The sequence below is a fragment of the Novosphingobium sp. BL-S-19 genome, assembly GCF_055521675.1.
In genome coordinates this window covers 1,666,529-1,683,171 of the sequence record NZ_CM145497.1, presented here as the reverse complement: position 1 = coordinate 1,683,171, position 16,643 = coordinate 1,666,529, and the positions used below count along the sequence as shown (strand labels likewise).

Annotated in this window: 14 protein-coding genes; 9 read left to right on the top strand and 5 right to left on the bottom strand. The window is 63.2% G+C overall.

All coding sequences use genetic code 11. From position 1 onward, the window contains the following. Nucleotides 1-24 precede the first annotated feature (24 nt). On the top strand, nucleotides 25-900 hold the full coding sequence (locus tag ACZ1JV_RS07085) for an SDR family NAD(P)-dependent oxidoreductase (protein WP_465148967.1): 876 nt from the start codon (nucleotides 25-27) through the stop codon (nucleotides 898-900). Here ACZ1JV_RS07085 and ACZ1JV_RS07080 read toward each other — a convergent pair. Both ACZ1JV_RS07080 and ACZ1JV_RS07075 read right to left on the bottom strand, forming a co-directional pair. After that, nucleotides 875-3,622 (bottom strand): ATP-binding protein, encoded by a 2,748-nt coding sequence (locus ACZ1JV_RS07080; protein WP_465148966.1) that lies wholly within the window; start codon nucleotides 3,620-3,622, stop codon nucleotides 875-877. The two genes, ACZ1JV_RS07085 and ACZ1JV_RS07080, sit on opposite strands and share 26 nt — an antisense overlap. 180 nt (nucleotides 3,623-3,802) lie before the next feature. Further along, nucleotides 3,803-4,894: a redoxin domain-containing protein gene (locus tag ACZ1JV_RS07075; protein WP_465148965.1), complete on the bottom strand. Its 1,092-nt coding sequence runs from the start codon at nucleotides 4,892-4,894 to the stop codon at nucleotides 3,803-3,805. A 205-nt stretch (nucleotides 4,895-5,099) separates the two neighbouring features. Here ACZ1JV_RS07075 and ACZ1JV_RS07070 point away from each other — a divergent pair, with 205 nt between their 5' ends. From ACZ1JV_RS07070 to ACZ1JV_RS07050, 5 genes are all read left to right on the top strand, one after another. Continuing rightward, the gene (locus tag ACZ1JV_RS07070; RefSeq protein ID WP_465148964.1) at nucleotides 5,100-6,383 is read left to right on the top strand and encodes an epoxide hydrolase family protein; all 1,284 of its coding nucleotides are present in this window, start codon (nucleotides 5,100-5,102) and stop codon (nucleotides 6,381-6,383) included. A gap of 26 nt (nucleotides 6,384-6,409) precedes the next feature. Continuing rightward, nucleotides 6,410-6,823, top strand: coding sequence for an organic hydroperoxide resistance protein (locus ACZ1JV_RS07065; protein WP_465148963.1), 414 nt, complete (start codon nucleotides 6,410-6,412; stop codon nucleotides 6,821-6,823). Between the two features lie 15 nt (nucleotides 6,824-6,838). Continuing rightward, entirely contained in the window at nucleotides 6,839-7,630 is a 792-nt protein-coding gene (locus ACZ1JV_RS07060) for an alpha/beta fold hydrolase (protein ID WP_465148962.1), read from the top strand. Between the two features lie 1,002 nt (nucleotides 7,631-8,632). Then, entirely contained in the window at nucleotides 8,633-9,109 is a 477-nt protein-coding gene (locus tag ACZ1JV_RS07055) for a hypothetical protein (protein ID WP_465148961.1), read from the top strand. A 234-nt stretch (nucleotides 9,110-9,343) separates the two neighbouring features. Beyond that, the gene (locus ACZ1JV_RS07050) at nucleotides 9,344-9,823 is read left to right on the top strand and encodes a hypothetical protein (RefSeq protein ID WP_465148960.1); all 480 of its coding nucleotides are present in this window, start codon (nucleotides 9,344-9,346) and stop codon (nucleotides 9,821-9,823) included. Between the two features lie 81 nt (nucleotides 9,824-9,904). Here the strand turns inward: ACZ1JV_RS07050 and ACZ1JV_RS07045 are convergent, their stop codons facing one another. Next, nucleotides 9,905-10,429 carry a cytochrome P460 family protein gene (locus tag ACZ1JV_RS07045; RefSeq protein ID WP_465148959.1) on the bottom strand — a complete coding sequence of 175 codons (525 nt, stop codon included), beginning with the start codon at nucleotides 10,427-10,429 and terminating at the stop codon, nucleotides 9,905-9,907. Further along, nucleotides 10,426-11,466, bottom strand: a complete 1,041-nt coding sequence (locus tag ACZ1JV_RS07040; protein WP_465148958.1) for an alpha/beta fold hydrolase — start codon at nucleotides 11,464-11,466, stop codon at nucleotides 10,426-10,428. Before ACZ1JV_RS07040 ends, ACZ1JV_RS07045 begins: the two co-directional genes overlap by 4 nt. Nucleotides 11,467-12,025: 559 nt before the next feature. Here ACZ1JV_RS07040 and ACZ1JV_RS07035 point away from each other — a divergent pair. From ACZ1JV_RS07035 to rpoD, 3 genes are all read left to right on the top strand, one after another. Further along, nucleotides 12,026-12,172, top strand: coding sequence for a hypothetical protein (locus ACZ1JV_RS07035; RefSeq protein ID WP_465148957.1), 147 nt, complete (start codon nucleotides 12,026-12,028; stop codon nucleotides 12,170-12,172). 424 nt (nucleotides 12,173-12,596) lie between these two features. Next, complete coding sequence (locus tag ACZ1JV_RS07030; protein ID WP_465148956.1) at nucleotides 12,597-13,286, top strand: cold-shock protein; 690 nt, start codon at nucleotides 12,597-12,599, stop codon at nucleotides 13,284-13,286. Nucleotides 13,287-13,649: 363 nt separating this feature from the next. Then, a complete protein-coding gene (rpoD, locus tag ACZ1JV_RS07025) occupies nucleotides 13,650-15,674 on the top strand; it encodes an RNA polymerase sigma factor RpoD (protein ID WP_465148955.1) in 2,025 nt (674 codons plus the stop codon). Between the two features lie 468 nt (nucleotides 15,675-16,142). On the opposite strand, the gene ACZ1JV_RS07020 is transcribed toward rpoD, so the two are convergent. Next, the gene (locus ACZ1JV_RS07020; protein WP_465139444.1) at nucleotides 16,143-16,418 is read right to left on the bottom strand and encodes an HU family DNA-binding protein; all 276 of its coding nucleotides are present in this window, start codon (nucleotides 16,416-16,418) and stop codon (nucleotides 16,143-16,145) included. Between the last annotated feature and the right edge of the window lie 225 nt (nucleotides 16,419-16,643).

Here is a 16,643-nt window from a genome sequence, read left to right as displayed (position 1 = left end):
TCCCCCCGATAGAAAGCAAAAGACATGCAAAAGACTTGGATCATCACCGGAAGTGCCCGCGGGCTTGGCCGCGCCATCCTGACAGCCGTGCTGGAAAGCGGCGACAACGTGCTCGCCACCGCCCGCGACCCGGCGCAGCTTGCCGACCTCAAGGCGCTTTACGGCCGCCGCCTGGAACCCTTCGCACTGGATGTGACGGACGAGGGCCGCGCCGGCGTTGCCGCCGCTGCCGCGATCGCGGCTTTCGGGCAGATAGACGTGCTGGTGAACAATGCCGGCTACGGCCATTTCGAAGCGTTCGAGCAGAAATCCTCCGCCGATTTCCGCGCCGAAGTGGAGACCAACCTGTTCGGCGTCGTCAACATGACGCGCGCGGTGCTGCCTTACATGCGGGAGCGTCGCTCGGGACATATCCTCAATGTGTCCTCAGTGGGCGGACGCGTCGGCACGCCGGGGCTTTCGGCCTATCAGGCCGCGAAATGGGCAGTCGGCGGCTTCACCGAAGTGCTGCGCGGCGAAGTCGCGCATCTGGGCATCCGCATCGTCTCGCTGGAACCGGGCGGGATGCGCACGGACTGGGCCGATATCGCGGGCAATGCCGCTGCAAGCACCGTGCTGCCGGACTATGAGGAAACGGTCGGCGCGACGCTGGCGCGGATCAGGGCCTATGCGGGCAACGAAGTGGGCGACCCGGCGCGTATCGCGCAGGTCATCCTCCAGCTTGCCCGCCGCGATGATGTGCCCGCCCATCTGGTGCTGGGCACGGATGCGCTCGCCTCGTTCGATGCCGCCGAAACCGAGCGCCGCGAGGCGCATGCACGATGGCTCGGCGTCAGCCGCGCCACCGTGTTCGGCGGCCCCGAAGGTGAGGCGCTCAGCGCGCTCTTGGCTCCGGACTGACGGCGTGGGCGATCAGCCCCGCCCGATCGGCGCCTACGCGCATTTCCCAGGCGCGCGCGCCCTGCTGGCGGGCGACTGACCCCGCCTGTTCCAGTGCGGCAAGCGCTTCCTCCACCGCACCTCCGGCACCGGCGATGGCCGCCTTGACCCTGAGCAGTTCGGGCAAGGCGATCAATTCGCCGGTATCGGTACACCGGGTGATCGTGGTTTCCACCAGTCGGCGCGCTTCGGCTGGCCGGCCGGCTGCCGCCAGCCCGCGGGCAAGCGCGATCGAGAACGGGGTCGTCAGAAGTTCGTAGCGCGCCCCGCGTAACTGCGAGAGGCTGTCCTCCAGCGCTTCGACGGCTTCGGCATAGCGTCCCTGTTCGATGGCCAATTCGCCCCCGAAGCCTTGTGCCGCCGCGATATAGGGGCCCAGGGCATCGGTCTGCGCGCATTCGCGGAATGTGCCGAGCGCCATTTCAGCCCGCGCGATGTCGCCCATCCAGAAGTGAACCGACAGCGACCAGATCAGCGCGATGCAATGCGTGACCGGGTGATCCAGCGCCGCGGCTTCCGCCACGGTCTGCTCGGCCAGACGCTGCGCCGCATCGGGCTCACCCGTCAGCCATAGCACACGGGCAAGCGCGATCGCGGACCGGTTGCGATGATCGAAGCCGTAAGCGATCGTGCGATTGCGCTGTGAGGGGGCGCTGTTCTCCAACGCCCGCTCCAGATCGGCCCGCGCGCGGATCTGGTTTCCGGCCAAGTGATGGGAAATGCCCGAAAGCGAACAGGCGACCGCCAGCGCTTCCGGTTCGCCGATCTCTTCCGCCACCGCAATCGCCTGCTCGGCATGGGCCGTGGCGACGGCATATTCGCCGATCCGCTCATGAAAGATGTGCAGACGGCCCAGCATGCACAGGCGGCTCCAGCGGTCTTCCACCAGAATGGCGACTTCAAGCGCGCGGGCCAGCGCCTTGCCGGCTTCGGGGCTGTTCCCCCGCGTGAACATCAGGGCGATGCCAAGCGCACCCTGCAATTCCAGTTCCATCGCCGTGCCGCGCTGTTCCGGTTCCAGCGCGGCGATGGCACGGGCGGCCCAGGTGCGGCATTCGATCAAGTGCGAAAGATTGAGGAACACCCGCATACTCGCCGTCGCCAGACGCACGGCAAGGCGGATATCGCCATCCGGCCCGAAGGCCCAGTCCAGCGCGCTGCGGATATTGCCCAGTTGCGGGCGCAGCGAACGCGTGTCCTGAAACGCGGCACTGTCCTGCGCGGCGATGGCTTCCAGTTCCGAAAGGAAGAACATGGCGTGCCTGCGCGTCGCGGCGCGGTGTGCCTCGTTGCCGGATGCCGCCAGTTTTTCGCGGGCATAGGCACGGGTCATTTCCAGCAGGCGATAAGTGCCCGACCCGCGCGCACGGTTCGCCGTTATCAGCGACTTGGCGGCCAGATCGTCGAGCGCAATCGCCGCCTCGTCATATCCCAGCGCCGCGTCGGTCACCACATCGAGTGCCGCGTCGACGGAAAACGGCCCGACGAAGACCCCCAGCCGGTCCAATACAGTGCGCTCTATCGGGGAAAGCAGGTCGTAGCTCCAGTCCAGCGTCGCGCGCAGGGTCTGCTGGCGTGGCTGCGCGGTGCGGCGGCCGGACCAGGCCAGGCTGAAACGCTCGCCGATCTGGCGCGCGGTTGCCGCGATTCCGTGCGTGGCGACGCGCACGGCGGCCAGTTCCATGGGCAGCGCCATCCCGTCCAGCCTTTGGCACATGTCCGCGATCAGGCGGGCGTCGTCATCGCCGATTTCCAGCGTGCTGTCGGCGGCGTGCGCACGTTCCCAAAACAGCTCCACGGCCGGGTAGGCGAGCAGTTCCTCGCGCGACAGTCCTTTTACCTCCTGCGGATAGTCCAGCGCATCCAGGCGGTGGACATGTTCGCCTAGCGCCCGCAGCGGCTCGCGCGAGGTGGTGACGATGCGGGCTTGCGGCGCCGCTTCGATGATGCGCTCGACGATCTCGGCCGCCTGTTCGATCACATGCTCGCAATTGTCGAGCAGGAGCAGGAAAGGCCCGCCGCGCAAGTGGCCGAGGATGACGGCGGCGGGATCGCCGCTCTGCACCGAAATACCCATGGCGCCGGCGATCATCGGCGGCACCAGGGCGGGGTTTTCCAGCATGCCGAAGTCGACGAAAGCCGCCTGCCCGGCGAAATGCGCGGTCAGGCGGTGGCCGATCTCGATCATCAGCGAAGTCTTGCCGACCCCCGCCGGGCCGGCAATCGTGAACAGCGGGGTATCGACCACGCGGGCCAGCAGCAGGTCGAGATCGCGCTCGCGGCCGATCAGATGCGGCAGCGGCGGGGGAATATTGGTGGCAAAAGCCGCCGGAGCAGGAGCCGCTGGCGCAACCGCGACGACATGCTCCTGCCGTTCCCCCTCAAGCCGCTCTACGGGGGCGACAAACGCGTAACCCACGCCGACTTGCGTGGCGATGAAACGGCTGCCGTCACCTTCGCCCAGCAGCTTGCGCAATCCCGCCATGTGGAAGCGCAGACTGCCATCCTCGACGACGACGTCGGGCCAGACCCGCTTCAGCAGCTCACGCTTTGACAGCACGCGGCCCGGCTGTTCAGCCAATGCCACGAGCAAGTCGAACGAGCGCCCGCCGATTTCGACCGGTTGCCCGTCGCGCGTCAGCAGGCGCTTGGCCGGATGGAGGCAGAAACGGCCGAAGACCATTTGCTCGCCCAGGTCCGGTCTATCCGGGATTTGACTTTCACCCTGCGCCACGATGCCGTTTTACCCCTACCTCACTAAAATACCGCACTTTATCATACCGCAGAGCGGCATGTTCCGGCTACCTATACGATGGTTGCCGGTCGTGGGAGGGGCTTTATTGGGATCGGCGACGGGATCAATTCATCCGAAAGTGAACGAGTAGGCACGCACGCCGGGACGCGAGAACTCTATACGCACGGTGCGGTCGGCAACGGGCCCGCGCTGGCGGACCAATTGATAGAGCCGGTCCTGCCGCAACTCACCCCATCCGGCGGCGTCGGTGTCGGTTCCGTGATCGGCGCCGGGGGCCTTGCCGTCGATCGTCACCCGGAAGCGCACCGGCTGCCCATCGGCCGGCGCCCCGAGCACGGCATGGGCATCGCGCGCATGGAAATGAAAGCGGATCGCGCCGCCGGGCTGGTCGAGCCGGGCAAACTCGCGCGAGACGGTCCAGGTTCCGGCCAGATCCCAGCGGTTCAGCGGCAGCGACGACGCGGGAGTGTAGGTGCCTGAACCGTTACGGCGCAGTCCGCCCGGGGAGGCGAAAGCCTGCGCCTTGGCATAGCCGAGATAGGCCTCGGGCGATTGCAGGTTCGGCCAGTCCGCCTGCGCCTCCACGCCCGCCGCGTCGATCGGAGCTACGGGTAGGCCAGACATGTCATGCCCGGCTTCGGTCAGGAGCTTGCGGATCAGTCGCTCCGCCTCGGCATAATTGCCTTCGCCCACGGTATAACCGCGCACGCGGCCGTGGGCGTCGATGATGTAGAACCCCGGCCAGCCCTCGTTCCCGAACGCGCGCCAAACAGCATAGTCGTTGTCCTGAAGGTTGGGGTAGTTCACCCCGAGCGCCTGCGTGGCCGCGCGCACTTTGGCGGGATCGTGCTCGAAATCGAACTCGGGCGCGTGAACGCCGATGACGGTCAGGCCCTTGTCCCCGTACCGCGCGTTCCAGCCGCGCAAGAACGGCAGGGCGCGCAGCGAGTTGATGCACGAATAGGTCCAGAAATTGACCACCACCACTTTGCCGCGCAGCGAGGGCGCGACCCCGCCCAGCCAAGGGCGTGCATCGTGCAGTACTTGCAGTGGGCGCGGCGTTGCATCGCTTGGCGCGGAGGCAATGGCATCGTCGTCGGCCGGAGCGCGCGCCAGCGCCTCGCGCCAGCACGTCGCGGTGGTGGTGCCCGCCGCCATCAGGGCAGCGGCGATGAAGCCTATCGAGCGGTTCGTGGTCATGGCGGATATCCTCTGTTGATCCGGAAACGGATCTAGGAGGTCCGCCCGCGCGCCTCACGCCAGTTGCTGACGGGCGGCGTTAGCAGGTGACTGAAAGGCACCTAAGCACACCCTAACAGCACATTACGCCACCTAACGGGCGCCGGGCGCACACCCCGTCTATCTTCCAGCCATCGGATCGGATGATCGCTGGAAGGACCAGGAAATGTTTGCAGGATACTCCCCATCGCGGCGCGATTTCGTCGCCCGGATCGGTGAGGGCGTGGCGCTCGCCGGAATAATGACCGTCATGCCCGATCTGGCCCGCGCGGCTATCACCCAAGGCAGCGTCCGCCCGTTCCGCATCGCCATTCCCGCCGCCGATATCGTGGCCATGAAGCGCCGCATCGCCGAGACCCGCTGGGCTGACCCGCAGCCCGTCAGCGACGATAGCCAGGGCGTGCGCCGACAGACCTTGCAGCCGCTGATGCAGTACTGGGCCGGGGCCTACGATTGGCGCAAGGTGGAAGCGCGGCTCAATGCCCTGCCGATGTTCATGACCGAGATCGACGGGTTGGACATCCACTTCATCCACGTCCGCTCTCGCCATGAAAACGCCATGCCGCTGATCCTGACGCACGGCTGGCCGGGCTCGGTGCTGGAATTCCTGAGCGTGATCGCCCCGCTTACCGATCCCACCGCGCATGGCGGGCGGGCGGAGGATGCCTTTCACCTCGTCATCCCCTCGATCCCCGGCTTCGGCTTTTCCGCGAAACCGACGGTGCCGGGCTGGGGTTCGGACCGGATCGGGCGGGCATGGTCCACGCTGATGCTGCGCCTTGGCTATGACCGCTATGTCAGCCAGGGCGGCGACTGCGGATCGGTGATCTCGCAGCGCATGGCCTTGCAGAAAGTGCCGGGATTGCTGGGCATCCACCTCAACATGCCCGCGGTCGTGCCCGCCGATGTGGCCCGCACGCTTGCCGCCGGCGATCCCGCCCCGGCCAGCCTCTCCCCCAAGGAACGCGCCGCCTTCGACCAGCTGGAAGGCTTCTACCGCGACAACGCCGCCTATGCCGCGATGATGAACACGCGGCCCCAGACCATCGGCTATTCGCTGGTGGACTCGCCGGTCGGCATGGCGGCGTGGATGTACGAGAAGATCGCGCAGTGGACCTATAGCGACGGCCAGCCCGAACGCGTGCTGGGCCGTGACGCGATCCTGGACGACATCTCGCTCTACTGGCTGACCGCCACCGGCGCCTCCGCCGCACGGATCTACTGGGAGGACCACAGCAACAACTTCAACGCACGCGGCGTGATCGACCTGCCGGTCGCCGTCAGCGTCTTCCCCGGCGAGATCTTCCGCGCGCCCAAGAGCTGGGCCGAGCGCTGCTACACGAACCTCTTCTATTTCAACGAAGCGCGCGATGGCGGCCACTTCGCCGCCTGGGAACAGCCCGCGCTCTTCGCACAGGAAGTGCGCGCCGCCTTCCGCCCGCTCCGCTGATCCCTCCACAAGACAGGAGACAATCCATGTCCGACACCAGGACCCTCTACACCGCCCATGTCCACGTGACCGGAGGCCGCGAAGGCACCGCCCGCAGTTCCGACGGTCACCTTGACGTGAAGCTGTCCACCCCCGGCACATCCGGCGCGGGCACCAATCCGGAGCAACTGTTCGCCGCCGGCTGGTCCGCCTGCTTCGAAGGCGCAATGGCCATCGCCGCGAAGTCCAAAGGCGTGGACCTTCCCGAAACTCTCGCCATCGATGCGCAAGTGGAACTGCGCCACGGTGACGATGGCTATGCACTGGCCGCAAGGCTCGACGTCAGCGTGCCCGGTCTGGACCCGGACCTCGCCCGCCAGATCATCGAGGCTGCCCATCGCACTTGCCCCTATTCGAAGGCGGTGAAGGGCAACATCGACACGGTCGTCACGCTCGCCTGAATTGGAGAACAGCCCATGAAGAAATCGCTTATCGCTGGCGGGCTGATGCTCGCCGCCGGCCTGCTCGCACCCACGGCTCAGGCGCAACCCGCCCCGCCGAGCGCAAAGCCCACCGTGGTTCTCGTCCACGGCGCTTTTGCGGATTCGTCCAGCTGGAACGGCGTGATCGCCGCGCTCCAGCATGACGGCTACACCGTCGTCGCCGCGCCGGACAACTTGCGCGGGGTTCGCGCCGACGCCGATGTCGTGGCGGACGTGGTGAAGGGCATCGTCGGCCCGGTCGTGCTGGTCGGCCATTCCTACGGTGGATCGGTGATCAGCGAGGCGGCCGAAGGCGCAGCCAACGTCAAGGCGCTGGTCTATGTCGCCGCTTTCGCGCCGGAGGCGGGCGAGACCGCGCTTGGCCTGACGGGCAAGTTCCCCGGCAGCACGCTGGGGCCGACGCTGGCATCGCCGGTGCCGCTGGCCGGTGGCGGGAACGACCTCTACATCCAGCAGAGCCGCTTCCCCGCCCAGTTCGCCGCGGACGTTCCGGAGGCGGAAGCTCGGCTCATGGCCGCTGGACAGCGCCCGATCGCCGATGCCGCACTTTCGGAAGCCTCGACCGCGCCGGCGTGGAAGCACGTGCCTTCGTGGTTCGTCTATGGCGATACCGACCGCAACATTCCCCCGGCGGCGATGCAGTTCATGGCCCAGCGTGCCGGCGCGCGCGAGACGGTGGTGGTGAAGGGCGCCTCGCACGTCGTCATGGTCTCGCACCCGGTTCAGGTGGCGCAACTGATCGAGCGCGCGGCCAAAGCGTCATAAGCCAAAGCCGCGCGCCGACAACGCCCCCCGTCCCCCTGCGGCGCGCAGCTGCCCCCGGTCAGTCCACAAGGCTGGCCGGGGGTTTTACGTGAGGTGCGGGTACGCGGCGATCAGTGTGCAGGCGACCGAGAGAACTGGTAGCGGCCGACAGCCCCGCCCACTTTCCTCCCGCTCAGGCTGAGCTTGTCGAAGCCCATGCGGCAGGGCGCTTTCCCGCTAATCCCGGTGATACGCCCCGCTGAGCGGCACTCCCGACAATGGAATGGGATATTTTCAGAGTTTTAATCCGAAACTTGCCGTTCCGGACACGCCGACATTGCGGATGTTCGGAAAGGTCGTAGTGTTTCGCTGCTTGTCGAGCGGGGGATTGCGAATGTCGTGGGCGCGGCGCCTTGAATTGTTTGTTGGCATCCCGGCTTGGGTAGTGATGGCGGCTGCTATGTTCCTCCGAAATCAGGGCGAAGATGTACCAATCTGGGGATCCATCGCTTTTGTAATTTTCTTTTTTGTGTGGGCATTCCGCTTCCTTTTCGAAGAGCGAAAGTTCTTTCGTGACTGACCGGACAAGTGCTTCCCCCCGACGTAACGGTCATCCGAGACGCTGAGCAGGGCTCCCGAAAGCGGAATGGCAGGATTGTGCGATTTTAATCCGAAAGCGGCTCTTCCGGACACGCTGACTTTGCGGACATTAATTCCGCATGGGAAGGCTTCCTCATAAAAGGCGGTTAATGATCGTAAAGAAGCTGGCAGGGAACGATGATCCCTCAAATATCGCAAGGATATAAATCTATGAGACGGAGGGATTTGCTGGCGGCTTTCACAGCTGGAGCTCTATATCCTAACTTGGCGGCCTGCCAGTCGCTGCCAGAGAGATGGCGATACAAATACAAATTAACCGGCTCCGTGAAATGCGATGGAGCATATTACAGTGGATTTAGCGTAATTGAAATAATTCGCGCTAAGACGTGGAATGGGATTAGCGGGAAGATTCACGGCGAGGCCGTGGCCATCGATATTCCAGGCGCACGAACCCTTTTTCTCACTCTCCGTGAACCAGCAACAGGAAGTCCAGATTGGCCTTACACGATGCCGCACGCTGTATTCGCGAGTCGTATCGGTGGATCGAACATGGTCTCCCCCACTTCACTTGATAATCTTGCATCTCTTCCGGTTGGCACAAAAGGGGTTCTTAAACGTGACCAATATCCGACATTGCTGTGCGTCGACGATACTAGCAGGCGCGACACGGTTATCGAGGTAAATCCTTCGAATATCAGTGAATGTATTGGTAGAGATTGTGAATTGTCCGAAGTGGCAATTGAAATAACTGGTGATAGGATTAGCAATACCATCGGCAGTCGACTTCCGTGGCTCGTCCAAGGCTCTCCTGCCGAAGCGGCTCAGCCAAAGTTCGGCATCACGTTTGATCCGAAATTTTGGCAAACCTTGCAGCATTGGGATTTCATCCAAGGAAATTGAAGCGAAAAAGAGTAAATCCGGGCGACCATTATAAATGGATACAATAGTTGCTCATGCTGCCGAGCATTACCTTGGCGCCCCCAATGCGGATGACCGGAAACCCCGACCTTTCCGACTTTGAGGGCACCTGATCCGGGAGCCAAGAGCGGTCGCTCATTCAACTGAAGGGCGGTTTTTCAAGATTTTAACCTGAAAAGTGTCTGTTTGGAGCCGCCAACATTGCGGACATTTGCCGTGGACGCTAATTTGCGCCAAATGGCTGTTCAACTTCCCAGCTCTGAATTGAGGAACAAGTTGGGCGGTTTCCTATCCGGCTATTTCTCAGCTGCTTTCTGCATCTTTATCATCTTAGAACAGAGGTGGGCGCATATGGCACCCACGGCCCCAGACAAAGCACTGGGCCAGCTATATCAGCATAACGAGCACGGCTGGATCACCTTTTTCTCGGCATTCCAAGCAACGAGCAGCGCTCTGATGTTTTGGAGCAATTTCATAGTAATGGGGCTGGCAATTGGCACCTTGCCCAAACGAGGCGTGACAGTCAGGCGATGGGGTCGTTTGCCATTTGGAGCAAGTTGGCAGAACGACGACAATAAAGGCTATGCCAAGAAATATGCGGTTTTCGGAGCGGTTGCTGCTCCGGCGGTGATATTCCTACTTGGCCCGGTGATGGTCAGTTGGCTCAACAGCCACAATATCGTGCTGAACCTTTGAAGGTTTGTCCGCTCCCGCTGACCTTACAGCCTTTCGGCGCCTCCTGGATACTCGCTGACAACCGCCGAATGCCTTCCGCACCTAACGCGAATAGGCGGTGAAGACCTGGTCGTCCGCAGGCTCCAGCTTCGCATGGCAGGCCGCGCAGGATCGGGTCAGCGCCTCGTCCGGGTTGGGTTCGCCGTTGTCGAACTGGCCGTAGCCCCAGCCTCCGCTGGCGGCGTAGCGGCGGGCGTTCTTGACGCTTACTTGCACATTGGTCGGATCGCCTGCCACGAAGGACTGCGGCGTGGGAAACACCGCGTCGTTTCGGGCAGAGGACTCGTATCGCCACGCCAGCCGAACGATCACCGCGCCGTCAGGAAACGGGCGAGTGCCGTCGCGATAGGCCCGCGCTGCGATGTCGTTGCCAAGGATGGCGCGGATATCGTTGTTCTTGCCCGCCTCGTGCGCGACGCTGATCAGTTTCCAGTCCCGGTATCCGGCGGGAAGCCTCACGCCGTAGACGGGTGCGGCCTCCGGCTCCCGCCCGCGCGCCGCGACGACAGTGGAGAGGCCCAGCACCGTCGTCGCCAACAAAAGGCAGCAGGTCGAGATGCGGATCATGCGCTCATCTTTCCGGCATCGAGTACGGCCTTGGCGAAGGCGGCTGGCGCTTCCTGCGGCAGGTTGTGGCCGATGCCGCCGGTGATTAGGCGGTGCTCGTAGGCGCTGGCGAACTTCGCGCGGTAGGCAGAGGGATCGGGATGCGGCGCGCCGTTGGCATCGCCCTCCATGGTGATCGCCGGGATCGTGACCGGCGGCCCGGCGGCCAGCTGCGCTTCGGCCGCATCGAACTGGTGCTCGCCTTCCGCGAGGCCCAGCCGCCAGCGGTAGTTGTGGATCACGATGGCGACATGGTCCGGGTTGGCGAAGGACGCGGCCGACAGGTCGTAAGTCGCATCGTCGAAGGCCCAGCGGGGCGAGGCCTGCTCCCAGATCAGGCGATTGAACGCCTTGGTGTTGGCCGCGTAGCCCTCCTGGCCGCGCTCGGTGGCGAAGTAGAACTGATACCACCACTGCAGTTCGGCCTTGGGCGGCAGCGGCTTGGCATTGGCGGCCTGGCTGCCGATCAGATAACCGCTGACCGAAACCAGCGCCTTGCATCGCTGCGGCCAGAGCACTGCCATGATATCCGCCGTGCGCGCGCCCCAGTCGAACCCGGCGACGATCGCCTGCCGGATGCCCAGCGCGTCCATCAGCGCGATCCCATCCGTTGCCAGCGCGGCCTGCTGTCCGTTGCGCGCCGCGTCGGCAGAGCGGAAGGTCGTCGTGCCATAGCCGCGCAAATGGGGCACGATCACGCGGTAGCCCTGCGCCGCCAGCAGCGGTGCGACTTCGGCGAAGCTGTGAATGTCGTAAGGCCAGCCGTGGAACAGCAGCACGGCCGGGCCGGCGGACGGTCCCACCTCCACATAGCCGATATTCAGCGCGCCTGCGGCGATCTGCCGCACCGGCCCGAAGGGGCGCGCTGCCGGCGCGCGCACTGCTGCGGAGGCTGTGGCCGGCACCAGGCCTGCCATCATGGCGGAGGTCAGCGTTGCCGCTCCTGCAATGAACTCACGGCGGCGGGGCCGGGCGACGACGGGCGGTTGTTCGGTCATGACGCATCTCCTTGCTACGAGACGGATCATAGAGCGCTTTCGCCGCGCCGCATGTTAGTTGGCGTGATCAGGTGTGAGCAGGGCCGGTCATCTGGGCCGGAAAATCGATATTCGCCGATGGCCATTGAAAAATCGCCGGCTTGCAGCTATATGGCCGTCACTGCGTCGTCAATGACGGACGATGGGCCTGATGAACGGGCCTTTTTCATCTATCAGCAGGAACTCCTGATTGCCGCATCGCAATGTGGCTCGCCGGGTATTCTACGGATATCGCGGATTGATCAGGAGTTGTTAGCGGCGGACGAGCCTGTCGTGGAGATTGCTCCCGATAGACGTTTCGCCGTTCTCCTCGACATGGATCATTGCCTCATACTGGCGGGAAAATGCGCAAGTTCGCATCCGGCCGGTCCTCGGCGATCGGGTCCACGGAGTAATGATGTCTTATGGCCTTAAAGGAGTGCATCGTTCTTGAACGGGCGTTCCGGGCCGGTCCGCCGTTACGCGCAGCGGTTTTAAATTAAAGAAGGACGCGGCGTTTTGCCGCACGATACAGGTTAGAATGCATATTTACAGAACCGGGGCACAGGCGCCCCACAAGACCCGTCCGCAAAATTCCACGCGGACTGCTGCGCTGCAGACGGTGCAGGCCACGGGCCTGCTGAGCAAGCAGCACTTGCAGCACCTCGTTGCTGCGATGGTGGACTGAGACAATTAGGGAAGGCGGGCAGGGGGGGCGGCCCCGGATGGGGCGGGATAGCCGCGGCGACGAGTTGGTGCTATGGGCCAGCGAGACAAGCGCCAACTGGCGCGCAAATTACGGTGCGACCCTCCAGGACTGTTCACGATAACAAGGCGATGATTGCCGGCGCTGAAGAGGCGCCGCAGGTGCGGAAAATTTTTCCGCCTTATGAAACGGTATGGCCGAGGTTGCATTTCCCAAGAAAATTGACGTCACGATCGCCAGATGCTGGTGAGATATCACAGCCTTTGAACATGACGTCTTTATGAGATACACTGAATCCAGTCAGGGCATATTTAAATGCCTGGGCTGATTGTCCTGACGCCCTGCGTGCTGCGTTCACGCGCACGGGTCAATTTTCTCCGAGCGCAGTGAAGGTACGTTTTTATTCATGTCTTTTGACAGAGGAAACCGCGGTAACGGCCGCGACAGGTTCGGAGGCGGCAATGGCCGTTTCGGTGGCGGCGACGATCGCTTCGGCGGTGACGATCGATTCGGCGGCGGTGACCGATTCGGCGGCGGCGGTTCGCGCGGCGGCTTCGGTGGCGGCGGCGGGCGTGGCGGCTTCGGCGGCCCGCGTGGCGGCGGCGCGCCGGCCCAGGTCATCGGCGAAGGCAGCGGTGTGGTTAAGTTCTTCAATCCGGATAAGGGCTTCGGCTTCATCCAGCGCGAAGACGGCGGTGACGATGCGTTCGTGCACATCAGCGCTGTCCAGGATGCCGGCCTGACGACCCTGGCCGAAGGTCAGCAGCTGGAATTCCAGCTGGTCGATCGCGGCGGCAAGGTTTCGGCCACCAACCTGTCGATCGTCGGCGAAGTTATCGTTGCCACGCGTCGCGAATCGGCTCCCGCCCAGCGCCAGCTGACCGGCGAACGCGCCAACGGCACGGTCAAGTTCTTCAACGCGACCAAGGGCTTCGGCTTCATCACCCGCGATGATGGCCAGCCCGACGCATTCGTGCACATCAGCGCTGTCGAGCGTTCGGGCCTGTCCGGCCTTTACGAAGGCGATCAGATCGAATTCGAAATCGAGATCGATCGTCGCGGCAAGTCTTCGGCGGTGAATCTGGTTCAGCGCTAAGGGTTTCCGGCCTTGGCTCGCTTTTGTGAGCCAAGGCCTTCATCCTAAACGAAAATCAGAGCCGAAATTCATCGCCGTAGACAACGAAGGATCGTTGCCGGCGATGCAAGAGTGAGCCGCAAGGTCGGTTTGGCTTCGCTGCGCTGTGCAGGGCGAGCCGACTACGCGCAATATCGGTAACGGCAGGTTTTGCTGGCGCACGTCGGAAGCGAAGTTCGTAAGATGGGCAAGGTATGCCCAATTCATCGGGCAAAGCGGCTGGCGCTTTTCGATTCTGTCAGGCAAGGGCACTTTTCCGCCCCTCGTCCTTTATGCCGATGGAGCGAACGTGACGGCAGAGACGCATCCGACAAAGGTGAATGAATGAGCAACGACGATCACAGCGCGGACAACGACGCACCGCTGATCGACAATAGCCGAGGTTCGGTCCAGCGTCTGATCGCGCGGGCCAAGCGTCTTGGCGTCATATCCATCAACGAGTTGAACGCTGCGCTGCCGCAGGATCAGATGTCCACCGACCAGATCGAGGACATTATGGCCGCGATCTCGGAAATGGGCGTCAAGATCGTCGAGAACGAGGACGACGACGACACCGCCGAGTCCGACGCTGAGCGCGATGCCGACGAAGATATTGATGGCGACGGTGAATTCGGGGAGAGCCCCGAAGCGCCCCGTCGCCGCGTGGCCGAAAAGAGCGCCGACGCGCTTGGTCGCAGCGACGATCCGGTGCGCCTCTATCTGCGCGAAATGGGCGCTGCGGAAATGCTCAGCCGCGAGGGCGAAGCGGCGATTTCCAAGCGTATCGAAGCCGGACGGGATATGATGATCCTGGGCCTCTGCGAGAGCCCGATCACCTTCCACGCGATCATCCAGTGGTCCGAAGCGCTCAACAACGGCGAAATGCAGCTGCGCGAGATCCTCGATCTCGACGCCATGCTTTCCAAGGAACCCGCGCCCGAAAGCCTCAATGAGGACGGAGAGGGCGACGATGCCGAGATCAGCGAAGCCACTGCCGGCCCCTCGTTCAAGGACGAGGACGATTCCGACGAGGACAACTCCGAGGAAGTGGACGAGGACGGCAACCCGATCCCCAAGCGCCGGGCCGAGGAAGAGGAAGAGGACAACACCCTCAGCCTCGCCCAGATGGAAGCGGCGCTGAAGCCCGAAGCGCTTGAGAAGTTCACGCTCATCACCGAGCTGTTCCAGACCTTCGAGCGCCTGCAGTCGGAGCGTCTCGAAGCATTGGCGCTGGGTATCGATTTCCCCGCAGCCAAGGAAGAGCAGTACCAGTCGCTGCGCGAGGAACTGACCGCGCAAGTGGAATCGGTGAAGTTCCACGCGGCAAAGATCGAATACCTCGTCGACAACCTCTATGCCTTCAACCGCCGCCTGACCGCCCTTGGCGGCCAGATGCTGCGTCTGGCAGAGCGCCACAAGGTGAAGCGCGCCGACTTCCTCGATTCCTACATGGGGCGCGAGCTGGACGACACCTGGCTTACCGACATGTCCAAGAAGGACAAGAAGTGGGCCGCCTTTGCGGAGGCTGAGGCCAATGGGGTGGAGCGTATCCGCCTGGAAGTCTCGGACATTGCCGCAGCCACCGGCATGCAGCTGGCCGAGTTCCGCCGCATCGTCAACATGGTCCAGAAGGGTGAGCGCGAGGCGCGCATCGCCAAGAAGGAAATGGTCGAGGCGAACCTGCGTCTGGTGATCTCGATCGCCAAGAAGTACACGAACCGCGGGTTGCAGTTCCTGGACCTTATCCAGGAAGGCAACATCGGCCTGATGAAGGCGGTCGACAAGTTCGAGTACCGTCGCGGCTACAAGTTCTCGACTTACGCCACCTGGTGGATCAGGCAGGCGATCACGCGCTCGATCGCGGATCAGGCGCGCACGATCCGCATCCCGGTCCACATGATCGAGACGATCAACAAGCTGGTCCGCACCAGCCGCCAGTTCCTGCACGAGCAGGGCCGCGAGCCCACGCCCGAGGAAATGGCCGAGCGTCTGTCGATGCCGCTCGAAAAGGTGAAGCGGGTTCTCAAGATCGCGAAGGAGCCGATCTCCCTCGAAACGCCGATCGGCGACGAGGAAGACAGCAGCCTGGGCGATTTCATTCAGGATTCGAACGCGGTCATCCCGGTGGATGCGGCGATTCAGGCGAACCTGAAGGAAATGATTACCCGCACGCTGTCGTCGCTCACCCCGCGTGAGGAACGTGTGCTGCGCATGCGCTTCGGCATCGGCATGCATACCGATCACACGCTGGAAGAAGTTGGCCAGCAGTTCTCGGTTACCCGCGAACGTATTCGCCAGATCGAGGCGAAGGCGCTGCGCAAGCTCAAGCACCCGAGCCGGTCGCGCATCATGCGCGCTTTCCTGGATTAAGGTTTGGCCATCCGGGCGTTTGGGCAACGGCTCAAACGCCATCAGGAAAGCCGCCTGAGCATATTTTCCGTGCATCAGCTACGAAAGGGCAACCGTTCTGCGGTTTTGCCCTTTCGTAAGCGTGCAATGGTCCGGGTTTGGGAAGGCGGCTTTGGCCTTCAGAACAGCTGCATTGGCGCGATCGTCAGTTCGGCCGTCAGTTCTGCGCCGGACGCGTTCCCATCATCGCACGGGATAAACGGAACGCAGGTACTGGGCCCGCATTCCTGTTTCGAAATCGAGCGCTAGAGCGGTTTCCGATCCGATTGCATCGGCTCGACCGCTCTCAGTTTTTGGTTTGTCGTATTTTCCGAGTCATCAGGTGATTTGCCTGATTTGCGAACGCTCCAGGCGATCGAAACAGTTCGGGACGCGGAAGGAGAGGGGGTGAGCGGCGGGCACAGCAAGCGCGCCGCCGCATCCCATGGATCAGCCGTTGAGCTTGTCTTTGACGGCCTTGGCAGGCGTGAAGCTCAGCTTGCGGGCTGCCTTGATCGTCATCGCCTCACCGGTCGCGGGATTGCGACCTTCGCGCTCGGGCGTGTCCTTGACCTTGAACTTGCCGAAGCCGTTGAGCGAGATTTCTTCGCCCTTGGCGGCGGCATCGCCGATTGCTGCGAACACGGTATCGACGATCTTGCGCGCATCGGCCTTGGTGAGGCCGCTGTCGGTGGCGATGACGTCTGCGATATCATTGTTGTTCATACGTGTTTCCTATCGAATTGAACTTCGAGGGATGGGCGCCTTACCCCCAATCGGAGGTCGCGTCACGCCGCTATCGACGGGTTTTGCCGGCGGCGCGTCAGAGGCAAATTGGTCCGCAGGATGGCGGTTGAAATGACCGAATCCGGTCAAAGAAGATCAGGTTCGGGGAGCCGGACCCAGGCAGATTGCCTCTGCCCGGGTTACGACGATACGCAGCTGCTGCTT